This window comes from Pseudoalteromonas neustonica (assembly GCF_001653135.1).
GTDB lineage: Bacteria > Pseudomonadota > Gammaproteobacteria > Enterobacterales > Alteromonadaceae > Pseudoalteromonas > Pseudoalteromonas neustonica.
In genome coordinates this window covers 492,275-504,865 of sequence record NZ_BDDS01000002.1, presented here as the reverse complement: position 1 = coordinate 504,865, position 12,591 = coordinate 492,275, and the positions used below count along the sequence as shown (strand labels likewise).

Genomic DNA, 12,591 nt, shown 5'->3' with positions numbered 1-12,591 from the left:
ATAACAATGGAAAATTTATTTTCACTAGAGGGCAAAGTTGTCCTAGTTACTGGCGCAAGTCGTGGTATCGGTAAAGCAATAGCAACGACTTTAATTGCGCAAGGCGCTAAAGTAGCGGGTACTGCAACGAGTGAGTCGGGCGCTGCAAATATAAGCGAGTACTTAGGCGATAACGGTAAAGGTTATGCATTAAACGTAACTGATCCTGCATCGATTGAGGCGACACTTGCTGCGATAAAAGCGGATTTGGGTGATATTGATGTATTAGTTAATAATGCCGGTATTACTCGCGATAATTTGCTTATGCGCATGAAAGAGTCAGAGTGGGACGATATCATTGATACTAATCTAAGCTCTATCTTTCGTTTGTCAAAAGCGGTATTACGTCCGATGATGAAGAAAAAGAATGGTCGTATTATTAACATCGGCTCGGTAGTAGGTACGATGGGTAATGCAGGGCAAGCTAATTATGCCGCAGCAAAAGCGGGTGTAATTGGTTTTTCTAAATCATTAGCGCGTGAAGTGGCCTCTCGTGGTATTACAGTTAACGTTGTTGCACCTGGTTTTATTCAAACTGATATGACTGACGAGCTTACAGATGAACAAAAAGCAGCTACGCTTGCTAATGTTCCAGCTGGACGATTAGGTCAACCAGATGAGATTGCAGCCGCAGTCTGTTATTTAGCATCTGATGCAGCTGCTTATGTTTCAGGCGAAACTTTGCATGTAAATGGTGCCATGTACATGGTATAAGGAACTTTGTTCCTATTTAGTTTTTGGTGAGTTTGTCGAAAAATGTTGAATTTTTTGTGAACTTGCTTTAAACATACTTGAATTCGTTGTGAAAATAAGCGATAAAAGAGCCAAATAACCTTCAAGAGGTTTGACCAGATAAATAATTATCAGCAAATCCTTGAATCACAGAATTATGCGCCGTAAACTACGCCGCAATCTGAAAATAACGCATTGGCGTTTTTAATAAAGGAAAGAAGAATGAGCGACATCCAAGAACGCGTAAAGAAAATCATCATTGAGCAACTAGGTGTTAAAGAAGAAGAAGTAAAGCACGAAGCTTCTTTCGTTGATGACTTAGGCGCAGATTCACTTGATACTGTTGAATTAGTAATGGCTCTTGAAGAAGAGTTTGACACTGAGATCCCAGACGAAGAAGCTGAAAAGATCACTACAGTACAATCTGCAATCGATTACGTTACAGCTCACGCTGAGTAATCAATCGCAAATTAAGGGTAGCATTCGCTACCCTTAATATATTACACCCACCAGAAAAATAATAATTCCCATATTGGAGGCAAACCGTGGCTAAACGTCGAGTAGTCGTAACTGGCTTAGGAATGTTGACACCGCTAGGTAACGATGTTGAGTCAACGTGGCAAAACTTGTTAAACGGCAAAAGTGGTATTCAAACTATTACGCATTTTGATACTTCAAGTTTTGGCACCAAATTCGCAGGTTTGCTGAATAATTTTGATGCATCGGCTTACATGCCAAAGAAAGATGCTAAAAAAATGGATTTATTCATTCAGTACGGCATAGCGGCAGGTGTACAAGCAATACAAGATTCTGGCCTTGTGATCACAGAGCAGAACGCACCGCGCGTTGGTGTTGCTGTTGGTTCAGGCATTGGTGGTTTAACGCTGATTGAAGAGAACCACATAAAATTATTAAACAGTGGCCCACGTAAGCTTTCTCCTTTTTACGTACCATCGACCATCATCAATATGATCTCAGGTCATTTATCGATTATGCACGGTCTACGTGGTCCAAATATTTCAATTGTTACTGCCTGTACAACGGGTTTGCATAACATCGGTCACGCGGCGCGTATGATTGCCTACGGCGATGCAGATGCCATGGTAGCCGGTGGCGCTGAGAAGGCGTCAACACCAATTGGTATGGGTGGCTTTAATGCTGCACGCGCTTTATCTACCCGAAACGACGATCCGCAAGCGGCATCGCGCCCGTGGGATAAAGATCGTGATGGTTTTGTACTTTCCGATGGTGCAGGTGTGATCGTACTTGAAGAGTACGAACATGCAAAAGCGCGTGGTGCTAAAATCTACTCAGAGTTAGTTGGTTTTGGTATGAGCGGCGATGCATTCCATATGACATCACCACCAGAAGACGGTGCAGGTGCAGCTCTTGCGATGGAAAATGCGCTAAATGATGCGCAAATTAATGCTGACCAAGTGGGTTACATTAACGCACATGGCACATCGACTAATGCTGGCGACAAAGCTGAGACTTCAGCGGTTAAATCAATCTTCGGTAACGCAGCAAAAGATGTGATGGTGAGTTCATCTAAATCAATGATGGGCCATTTATTAGGTGCAGCAGGGTCTGTTGAGTCAATCATTACAATTTTGTCATTACAAGATCAAAAAGTAACACCAACAATTAACCTTGATAACCCTGATGAAGGATGTGATTTGGACTATGTTCCTCACACCGCTCGTGACGCGAAACTTGATTACGCGTTATGTAACTCATTTGGTTTTGGTGGTACTAATGGCTCGTTGCTATTTAAAAAGGTATAATCTTTTTTAACAACGATATCCAAGAAGAGCCCAGTTGTTACTGGGTTTTTTTATATGCAAAATATGCCTAAAAAAATAATTCAAATAATAAAAAAAGCCTCCAAAGAGCAATCAGCCACGATAAGCAGTCAAGACCGCGGCTTTAATTATGGGGATGGCTTTTTTACCACCGCTAAAGTGCAGGATGGTCAAGTGGTCCATTGGCCACTTCATCGAATGCGTTTAATTGAATGCGCAATGCGATTAGGCTTTAGCGAATTAGACTTTGTGCAGCTGGAATCAGAGATTACTGATTATATCGCCACAACAGCACTGGGCGTACTAAAAATTGTCGTAACGCGAGGCAGTGGTGGCCGAGGATATGGTTTACCTGAGTTACCACAGTCACTTATTATACTATCGCAGCTACCTTTTCCTGCCAGTTATCCTTTGCTTGCCCAACAAGGCATTAAATTAGCTATCAGCACGGTGCAATTAGCATCGCAACCTTTATTTGCAGGTTTAAAAACCTTAAATCGCTTAGAGCAGGTGATGATAAAACAGGCCATGGCGCATCAAACATGTGATGATGTGATCGTGTTAGATTATAATAATTTTGTGATAGAAACCTCCGCAGCAAACATAGTTGCCATTAATAAAGGCTGCGTCTTTAGTCCTAATTTGAAAAACTGCGGTATTTGGGGGGTTTATCTGCAATCTCTGTGTGATAAATTACCCGTGCAATTTATTGATATGACACTTGAGGAATTACAGCAAATGGAAGCTGTTTTTATTTGTAATAGCCTAATGGGTATTGTGCCTGTGACAGCGATCAATAATATAAAATATGAATTATCCACCAGTGTAGCCTTACTGGAAGATTTATTACTCAAGGAGTCAGCGTGTTAAAAGTGATTATCACGGTCGTATTATTGGCATTATTTGTCACTGGTATTGGCTACCAACAGTTGCAAACGACAATTAATAGTCCATTAAAAACGCCTCAAAACACGCTATTTGAAGTGAAAAAAGGCACGGGTTTTAACCAACTATGTCAGCAATGGCAGGCCAAACAGTGGTTGAAAGATTGCTTTCGTTATCAAGTACTCGCTAAATTGGACCCAACATTAACTGATTTAAAAGCGGGCTTATATCAACTTGATACAGGCACCGTTTTAGATAATATTCGCCGTATTAACCAAGGTAAGCAGGCCAGCTTTAGTTTTACAATTATTGAAGGGCAATCATTGCGCGAAGTGTTAGCAGCAATTAGTCACGCAGAGTACCTTCGTAATGACTTAATACTTGATGAGCTATCTCAGCAAGTTTTAGGCTCAGATAAACATTTAGAAGGGTGGCTGTTTCCTGATACCTATCATTATCATGCTAATGATACTGCCAGCTCGGTGCTTAAGCGTGCGCATAAGATAATGCAAAGTGTGCTTGATGAAGCGTGGCAAAATAAAGCTCCTAACTTACCTTTAAAGTCTGCTTACGAAGTATTAATCATGGCGTCCATTATTGAAAAAGAAACAGGTCTTGCTAGCGAACGGCCATTAATCGCATCTGTGTTTACTAACCGATTAAACACAAAAATGCGCTTGCAAACGGACCCCACTGTGATTTATGGCATAGGCGCTGATTTTGATGGCGATATTAAACGCAAAGATTTAACGACTTATACGCCGTATAATACCTATAAAATAAATGGTTTACCGCCAACGCCTATTGCAATGCCATCAAAACCTGCAATTTTTGCTGCGGTTAATCCACCAAAATCTGAGTTTGTGTATTTTGTGGCAAAAGGTGATGGCAGCCACCAATTTTCAAAAACGCTAAAAGAGCATAATAAAGCGGTACAAGATTACTTGCGTTATCAAAAGCAGTTAAACAAATAGATTAAAAAATATAAAACGAGAAAGCCTACTAATGCTTTTTCAAACAAAAAAGAGAAACCATGACAGCAGCAAAATTTATTGTGATTGAAGGCTTAGAAGGCGCCGGAAAATCAACCGCTATAGCAATTTGCCAACAGTTTTTAGCGCAGCATGGCGTTGATTTTATCAATGTAAGAGAGCCCGGTGGTACCCCCATTGCTGAAGCACTGCGTAGTATCGTAAAAGACAATCACGACGAAGAGATTGCCAGCGAGACGGAGCTTTTGATCATGTATGCTGCTCGTTCTCAACTGTTGCACAATGTTATACGTCCAGCGATGGCAAAAGGACAATGGGTACTAGGTGATCGTCATGATTTATCATCGCAAGCGTATCAGGGCGGTGGGCGTGAAATTGCTTCAAACACTTTGGACTCCCTTGCTAGTATTGTATTAAAAGGTTTAAAACCTGATTTAACCATTTATTTGGATATTGACCCTGCTATTGGCCTTGCTCGTGCTAAAGGGCGCGGTGAGCTTGATCGTATAGAACAACAAGCCTTAAGTTTTTTTGAACGTACACGCACACGCTATTTAGAATTAGCAAAGTGTGACGACAGCATTGAGACCGTAAATGCACAGCAAAGTATCGAACGAGTACATCAAGATATTATCACTGTGCTAGATCAGTTTATTAAAAGTAACCATTAAAATGATTTATCCTTGGCTTAGTCATGTTGAACAACAATTAGCAGCAAGTTTTAACGCAGGACGCTTTCATCATGGACAATTATTGAATGGCCAGCAAGGTGTGGGTAAGCGTGCCTTAGTTGAACAATTAGCGAATGCATTATTGTGTTCATCGGCTAATAACTTAGTGCCTTGTGGAAACTGCAAAAGCTGCCATCTCAATCAAGCTGTGACTCACCCGGACAAGTATGTAGTGCAAGCTGATGGGCAAAGTATTGGTGTAGATGATATTCGCAGTGTCAGTGATTTTATGAATCAGTCAGCGGCGCAAAATGCAAATAAAGTGGTTGTTATTAACGACTGTCATAAAATGACCACCGCAGCAGCAAATGCCCTGTTAAAAACCTTAGAAGAGCCAAGTCCGCGTCGGTTTTTATTATTGACCACGAGTGCGACAACACAACTGCCAGCGACTATTTTAAGCCGCTGTGCGCTAACGCAAGTAAAAGTTAGTGATGTAAATGCAGCAAAAATGTGGATTTCGCAGTTACAAATTCCTGCCTATGAATGGCTTTCTTTATTTACTCAACAGCCGTTACTCATTGAACGTTGGCAACAAGACGAACAGCTGGAAATGATTGATAAACTTTATAAGTTTGCAACTGAGCTTAAACAAGGCCATAATTTCACCGCGTTGGTTGATATCATTAGTAAAGATACAGAGCGTGTTCGGGTATTTTGTTTATTTTTAAGTGAACAATTAAAACAACAACTCATTGCTGGAATGGATTTTGACTCGTATCAAAATGCGCAGAGCGCATTAGCGGAGTTTGTCCAAAACAGCACACAGATACTTGGATTGAATTTGCCTTTGGCTGTTTCTCGATTAGCGTATCGTTTACGCCAAAGCTATAAATAGGATTGATTGTGCAAGAATTATTAGTCGATTTAGATGATCTAGATGAATTATACCGCTGCTATATGCCGTATTTAAAAACCGGCGGGCTATTTGTACGCACTAATATGCGTTATGAAATGGGCCATTCACTGGCATTAAAAGTGACCTTACCTGATGCATTAGAAGATGATGTCATTACGGGGAAAGTTGCGTGGATCACACCCCAAGGCGCGCAAAGTTCTAACCCACCAGGAATAGGGATTAGTTTTATCGATGATAAAACCAATCTTAATGCGAAGATCGAAAAACTACTAGGGACTATGTTAAACTCTGGTAATCCAACTTATACCATGTAGTAAGCAGTAACGTGATTGTAGATTCTCATTGCCATTTAGACCGTCTCGATTTTGATAAACTCGATTTAAACTTAGACCAAGTGCTTGATAGTGCAAGGGCTAAACAGGTAGAACACTTTTTGTGTGTCAGTGTAACGCTTGATCAATTTCCATCTATGTTGGAAAAAATTCAAGGTTACAGTGATGTATCAGCGTCATGCGGTGTACACCCGCTAGATCAAAAAGATGCGTTAGATAAACAACGTTTAATAGATTTAGCGAGCCATGAAAAAGTAGTGGCTATTGGTGAAACCGGCCTTGATTATTATTACGCGAAAGATACGCATGCTGTACAACAAGCAAGTTTTGTCGGTCATATTGAAGTAGCGAATGAGCTGCAAAAACCGCTGATTATTCACACTCGTGATGCCCGCGAAGACACTATCAACCTGATGCGCGCACACAATGCAGAAAAATGTGGTGGCGTATTACACTGCTTTACAGAAGATTGGGATATGGCAAAAAAAGCCATTGATTTAGGTTTTTATATTTCTATCTCTGGCATTGTGACATTTAAAAATGCAGTAGAACTTAAAGACGTAGTTAAACAAATACCGTTAGATAGATTGTTGATTGAAACAGATTCGCCGTATTTAGCGCCAGTGCCTTATCGTGGCAAAACCAATCAGCCTGCTTATGTGCAAGATGTTGCTTATTACATTGCCGATTTAAAAGGTATTAGCTACAAAGAGTTAGCGACTGCCACTACAAACAATTTTTATTCATTATTTAATTTAGTGAACAAAGGATAATTAAGCATGAGTGATGCATCACTTCCTCTTTTATTAATGGGGCCGATGGTGCGCCGCGCAGATGCTGCTGAAGTTTGCATACAATTTGCCACATCTGTGGCATCACAGTATCGTATAGAGTTTGATAAAATAGACACCTTCAGCGAGCATCATAGCGTTGCTTTAGGTGCTCATCTTTATTTGCATTTTGTAATAATAAAGCCTGTGGTTGCCACACTCCCCATTGATAAATTGATAAGCTATCGCTTATTTAACGACTCTGCGGAGGTGGATTTAAGTGTTTTTTGCTACCAAGGTAAGGCAACCCCTGAGTTTGTAATTCCACATACACTCGAGCAGATATTACATGGTTCATGTCGTAATCCGCATCATCCAGCAAAAGACAGCTTAGTTGCAGCGAATGATTTTCAACAGCAAAATCGCAGTAATAGCAAAGCGGGGGCTGATATTTTATTACTATCAGGCGATCAGGTTTACGCAGATGACGTTGCCGGCGCCATGCTAATTGCGATATATAGGCTGATTGATTTACTCGGTATTTATAAAGAACAACCCCTTGATATAGCACTGCCTGAAAAATTAACCGACCAACTCTATCAGCGGCACCTATTTTTGCCTAAAGTGCCTTGGCAGCAACGCAGTAAAATAGGCGTAGGGTATTGGCTCAAAAAAGATGAGCCGCATTTTTCAAGTTTAAAAGCAGCCAATCACTTAATTGCGTTTGAAGAGTTTATAGCGCTATACCTGCTTAATTTTAGTTCGATTGTATGGGCGCATATCAGTATAGATACCATTACTTATCAAGCATCAAGCAATAAATGCCAACAGATATTTGAAAGCGAAAAGCAGGCCTTAGTCGGCTTTAGTGAAGGTTTAAAAGATGTGCAGGTGTTATTTGCAAACGTATCCACTTTAATGATGTTTGATGATCACGACGTGACCGATGATTGGAATTTAACAGCAGGGTGGGAGCAGTTGATTTATCAACATCCAGTGAGTCGGCGTATTATAAATAATGGTTTGATCAGTTACTGGTTAATCCAAGGCTTTGGTAATGATGCAGGTAAGAAAACAGCTGTTTTACTCGATGAATTTAAAGCAAGTTTGACTGAGCAAAAACAGTGGCAGTTTAAGGCATTTGATAAAACCATACTGGAATTTAATCATTGGCATTATGAGCTTAACACTGTACCAAAGGTGGTGGTGTTAGATACTCGTACTCATCGTTGGCGTAATGAACAAAACTTTAATGAACCCTCAGGCTTACTTGATTGGGAACGACTCATGGAGCTTGAAGCAAGCTTACTTACGCATGAGCAAGTGATTATCGTTTCACCTGCGCCGGTGTTTGGGGTTAAATCAATAGAGGCAATTCAAGCATTATTTAATATGTGTGGGCAGCCATTATTAGTTGATGTTGAAAACTGGATGGCCCATGAAGGCTCAGCTAAAAAATTACTCGATACCTTTCGCCGCGACGACACTCCAAAAGAAACGCTGATATTATCAGGCGATGTACATTATTCGTTTTGCTTTTCAGTGCAAAAACGCTTTGGCAAACATCCGAATCGGATCTGGCAACTTACCGCCAGTGGCATTAAAAATGAATTTCCGCGAAAATTAATTAATATACTCGATAAGCTCGATTCAATTTTATATTCACCGAAAAGCCCATTAAATTTCTTTACGAAACGTTGGCATATGGAAGTTGATAAACACCAAACAATAGGTGATGGACAAAAGTACCTTGTGAGCGACTCTGCTATTAGCTTAATTGATTTAAAGCAAGGGAAGTTGGCGCGTTATCAGTTACTTCATCCCGATAATCGCACCACAGAATTTGATTTAACGAATGATTAGTCGATTGATTTACGCTGTTTTTTTACATAATCGCCAACATTACTTACCGTATCGAGCCAGTAGCCATTTTTTGGGTCTTTAAAGTAGATAATAAGCTGCTCTAAAACTTTCGCATCCGTTGAATACTGACTTTTTTCGCCAATATCGTGGCCTGCTAAAATTAACCACGCATTATTGTTACGTAATTGCTCAGTCATAGTAATGACTTCATCAAAGCTCATACCATCAATTCGCAGACCCGTTAGTTGTGCAAAGTCAGTAAAGTTAGGATTATTAGCAGACTCGTCTAACCAGGTTCGGCCACTATCAAAATGTTTGGCAATTAAAGGTACGTAGCTTTTGGTCTTTATGCCGCGACCAACAAAGGTGTTCCCGCAAGGGTAGGCAAATGCTCGCGGGGTAACGTCTAAATGCTTCGCGAGGTATTGTTGCGCACTTAGTATATCGTTTTCTAACCACTCAAGTGTCGTTTGTTCAAGTGATAAACCTTGTTTTCTAAGCCACTCAAAATTACCTGTGCAAACGTGGCTGCTAGTGTGATTAGCGATTTCATGGCCAGCTTTAGCTGCTTTTTGCCATTTCTTAAGGCGCTTTTCAACATTAAATGGGGATACGTAAAAAGTCGCTTTTACATTGTGCTTATTGAGTATGGTAGTGCCTACATCGACTTGACTTTCTCTTGCATCATCGAAGGTAATACTCACCGCATTTTGTGCTTTGTCTGGATAGGTAAAACCTAGGTATTTTGTTGAGTCTTGTGCAAAACAGGAGGCGCTTGTTAATAAATAAGCAATAGAGATGAAAGTGAATGGCTTAGGCATAGTAATTCCTTTGAGTTAGCTTTTTACCTATAAAAACAACAAAGCACACATAAGGCAATAGAAAACTACATGTTTAAAAAAGTTTTACGCTTTTATTGCTTTTAGATAAAAAATGCCCAGAACGAATCTGCATTGTTCTGGGCTTAGGGGTGGCTCTTGACGAGCCTGCGCTAACTTGGGAACACCTTCTAAATTCATTAAGGGAGAAGTAGAAAGTAATATTAAGTGTAGTTAACATATGTAAAAAGACACAATAAAATGAGTGATTTTTATACTGCTTTTAAAACAATGGTTTGTATTAAAATAAAGTAAAAAATAAAACTTTATGTTTTTGTTATTAACATTTCTTCTTACCAAACAATTAATTGCGTATTTTGCACTAAATCTCGTGGCAATGAATTTTTGATTTTATTTTTTTGCCATTTACCTAATCCTATTGGGCAGCCGCACAACGTTAGTATTACTTCTCCTAATGTACTCGTTGGTTCAGTTAAACGAATATCTTTACCTTGAAAGTAATCATTGGCTTGTTCGTTAGTTAGCGCATAGACGTTTTTTGAACATTGTCCGCCAAACACAGTGGCAAATTCATGATTAAGACGAACCCCATTTTTGTGGATCATGCCAAGGTGTATACCTAAGCGAGCGTATTTTATTTTATTTTCAATGGCATCAAATTCCTCAGGAAATAACCACAATTCTTTATCGCGTTGCATTAAGCTGCCAGAAAGAGGTTGCACAGCAAATTGTTTTTTAAGTTCGCTATTAAATGCCAAGGCTGCTTTTTTATCATAAGGTTGAAAAGGGAAAGCGCCTTTTTTAACTTTTTGATTAGGGTTATCGCAGCTACCCAGCTTTTTAAATTTGGCAATAAAAAAACCTTCGCTATCAAAAGTTTGTGGCCAAACGTGTAAGTAACCCTCAGACGTTGTAGCGAGCTCTGCGCCGGTAAATAAATCATCTAATGGGTGTACTTCTAGCAGCTCTGGAAATTCGCTTAGCAAGTAGTCACACACTTGCTGATTTTCTAGCGGTGTTAAAGTACAGGTTGAGTACACTAAAGTGCCGCCGGGTTTTAACGCATAAAAGGCGCTTTTAATTAAGTTTTTTTGTACTTTAGCAATATCAATATTTGATTCAATGGACCAGTTTTTTAGTGCATCAGCATCTTTACGAACGGTACCTTCACCTGAGCAGGGAGCATCAAGCAAAATACTATCAAAGCACTCATACATGTAATCACCAAAAATAGCACCATCAAAATGTGAGAGTGCACAATTGCCCACCCCCATGCGTTTTAATGTCGCGCTGAGTACTTTTAAGCGAGATGACGACAATTCATTAGCAACCAAAACACCTTGGTTATTCATTAGTGCGGCAAGTTGTGAGGTTTTAGAGCCTGGGGCTGATGCCATATCAAGCACATGTGTTGCATCAATTAATGACTCTTTGAGTGCCATTGGTGGCAGCATTGAGCTGGCTTCTTGAACATACATGGCACCACTTAGGTGTAAGTCAGTGTTCCCTAAGGCTAATGCTTGCTCTTCTTTTTCAGGGCGTACTAACCAAAAACCTTCGCTACACCATGGGATCGCCGTTAATTGCCAGCCTTTTTCTTTGGCTGCCAGCTTAAAATCCTCAACTGACATTTTTAGAGTATTAACGCGTACAGATTTGCGCAGGGGTCTGCGACAGGCACTGAGAAAGTCATCGAGTGTTAGGTGCGCTGGTAAATAGGTGTTTACGTCATCTATAAAAGGCTGGGGGATATAGGTATTGGCGTCCAAGACTAAGCTCACAGAGAATTTTAAAGGTGTATTCTATCATTATTACTGGCACTGAGGGTCGCCTTAAATAAAATTTTATGGTTGTTATTCCTGTCGACATTTACTGGTTTTTTATTTGCATTTTGAGCTTTTAAATATAGTTATCTATTTTTATGTCGACAATAGTCGGTTTTAAACACTCTTTTTGGTGATTTAGGCTTGACACATTTTCAGCAAAAGACCATAGTGTAGTCATTAATTGTCGACAATCTTAGAGAAGTATTAAATGACGCAAGACGCTTTTAGCAAAACACCTATTACCACAGCTTCCGATCAAGTGTTTGTGGATATGCGTCGTGAAATTGTCGAAGGTACGATAGAGCAAGGCAGCAAAATCTCAGAGCCTGAACTGGCAAAGCGCTATGGGGTAAGTCGTGCGACATTACGCGAAGCATTAAACCGCCTTGAAAGTTGCTATTTAGTTGAGCGCAAAGCCAATGTGGGTTGTCGCGTGGTGGCCCTTACTGCAGAGCGTTTGATAGAAGTATACGAAGTGCGCAGTGCCCTTGAAGGCTTAGCTTGTCGATTAGCTGCCGACAATATGGCAGCAGATGAAGTGCAAAGCTTAAAACAATTACTTAATCAACATCTACAAACTCAGCGAGTAAAAGAGGGCGAGTCGTACTATCAAGAAGCGGGTGATTTGGATTTTCATTATCGCATTATTAAAGGTAGTAAAAACGATCATCTTATTCATCTACTGAGTAATGGGCTTTATCAGCTAATTCGTATGTATCGTGTGCAAATGGGCATGGTTGGCCCGCGAGTATCAAAAGCGTTTGATGAGCACTTAGCAATCATTAATGCGATTGAAAGCCACGATGGTGAATTAGCTGAGCTATTAATGAAACGCCACATCAGTGCATCGCAAGCAAATGTTCAAAACAAATTTGATTTATTGGCTGCACAAAAAAGTGCAGTCAATAAATAACTAATAGC

General features: G+C 40.1%; 13 protein-coding genes. 11 read left to right on the top strand and 2 right to left on the bottom strand.

Going from position 1 to position 12,591, the window contains the following annotated elements; translation table 11 throughout:
- Positions 1-6: 6 nt before the first annotated feature.
- From fabG to A7967_RS05485, 10 genes are all read left to right on the top strand, one after another.
- Positions 7-753 carry a 3-oxoacyl-ACP reductase FabG gene (gene fabG, locus A7967_RS05530; protein ID WP_064435471.1) on the top strand — a complete coding sequence of 249 codons (747 nt, stop codon included), beginning with the start codon at positions 7-9 and terminating at the stop codon, positions 751-753.
- A gap of 240 nt (positions 754-993) precedes the next feature.
- Positions 994-1,230, top strand: a complete 237-nt coding sequence (gene acpP, locus A7967_RS05525) for an acyl carrier protein (protein WP_054203561.1) — start codon at positions 994-996, stop codon at positions 1,228-1,230.
- Positions 1,231-1,316: 86 nt separating this feature from the next.
- Positions 1,317-2,555, top strand: a complete 1,239-nt coding sequence (gene fabF, locus A7967_RS05520; protein ID WP_054203562.1) for a beta-ketoacyl-ACP synthase II — start codon at positions 1,317-1,319, stop codon at positions 2,553-2,555.
- 63 nt (positions 2,556-2,618) lie between these two features.
- Positions 2,619-3,443, top strand: a complete 825-nt coding sequence (gene pabC, locus A7967_RS05515) for an aminodeoxychorismate lyase (protein WP_064435500.1) — start codon at positions 2,619-2,621, stop codon at positions 3,441-3,443.
- On the top strand, positions 3,437-4,432 hold the full coding sequence (gene mltG / locus A7967_RS05510) for an endolytic transglycosylase MltG (protein WP_054203563.1): 996 nt from the start codon (positions 3,437-3,439) through the stop codon (positions 4,430-4,432). The genes pabC and mltG overlap by 7 nt, the downstream gene beginning before the upstream one ends.
- Positions 4,433-4,491: 59 nt before the next feature.
- The gene (gene tmk, locus A7967_RS05505; RefSeq protein WP_054203564.1) at positions 4,492-5,121 is read left to right on the top strand and encodes a dTMP kinase; all 630 of its coding nucleotides are present in this window, start codon (positions 4,492-4,494) and stop codon (positions 5,119-5,121) included.
- 1 nt (position 5,122) lies between these two features.
- Complete coding sequence (gene holB / locus A7967_RS05500; RefSeq protein WP_054203565.1) at positions 5,123-6,019, top strand: DNA polymerase III subunit delta'; 897 nt, start codon at positions 5,123-5,125, stop codon at positions 6,017-6,019.
- Between the two features lie 8 nt (positions 6,020-6,027).
- Positions 6,028-6,354, top strand: coding sequence for a PilZ domain-containing protein (locus tag A7967_RS05495; protein WP_054203566.1), 327 nt, complete (start codon positions 6,028-6,030; stop codon positions 6,352-6,354).
- Between the two features lie 11 nt (positions 6,355-6,365).
- A complete protein-coding gene (locus A7967_RS05490; protein WP_054203567.1) occupies positions 6,366-7,145 on the top strand; it encodes a TatD family hydrolase in 780 nt (259 codons plus the stop codon).
- A gap of 6 nt (positions 7,146-7,151) precedes the next feature.
- The gene (locus A7967_RS05485) at positions 7,152-9,005 is read left to right on the top strand and encodes a metallophosphoesterase family protein (RefSeq protein ID WP_064435470.1); all 1,854 of its coding nucleotides are present in this window, start codon (positions 7,152-7,154) and stop codon (positions 9,003-9,005) included.
- On the opposite strand, the gene A7967_RS05480 is transcribed toward A7967_RS05485, so the two are convergent.
- Both A7967_RS05480 and rsmF read right to left on the bottom strand, forming a co-directional pair.
- On the bottom strand, positions 9,002-9,826 hold the full coding sequence (locus A7967_RS05480; protein WP_054203569.1) for a polysaccharide deacetylase family protein: 825 nt from the start codon (positions 9,824-9,826) through the stop codon (positions 9,002-9,004). The two genes, A7967_RS05485 and A7967_RS05480, sit on opposite strands and share 4 nt — an antisense overlap.
- 350 nt (positions 9,827-10,176) lie before the next feature.
- Positions 10,177-11,613, bottom strand: a complete 1,437-nt coding sequence (rsmF, locus tag A7967_RS05475) for a 16S rRNA (cytosine(1407)-C(5))-methyltransferase RsmF (RefSeq protein WP_054203570.1) — start codon at positions 11,611-11,613, stop codon at positions 10,177-10,179.
- A 265-nt stretch (positions 11,614-11,878) separates the two neighbouring features.
- On the opposite strand from rsmF, the gene A7967_RS05470 reads away from it, so the two are divergent.
- Entirely contained in the window at positions 11,879-12,583 is a 705-nt protein-coding gene (locus A7967_RS05470) for a GntR family transcriptional regulator (RefSeq protein ID WP_054203571.1), read from the top strand.
- Positions 12,584-12,591: the final 8 nt, after the last annotated feature.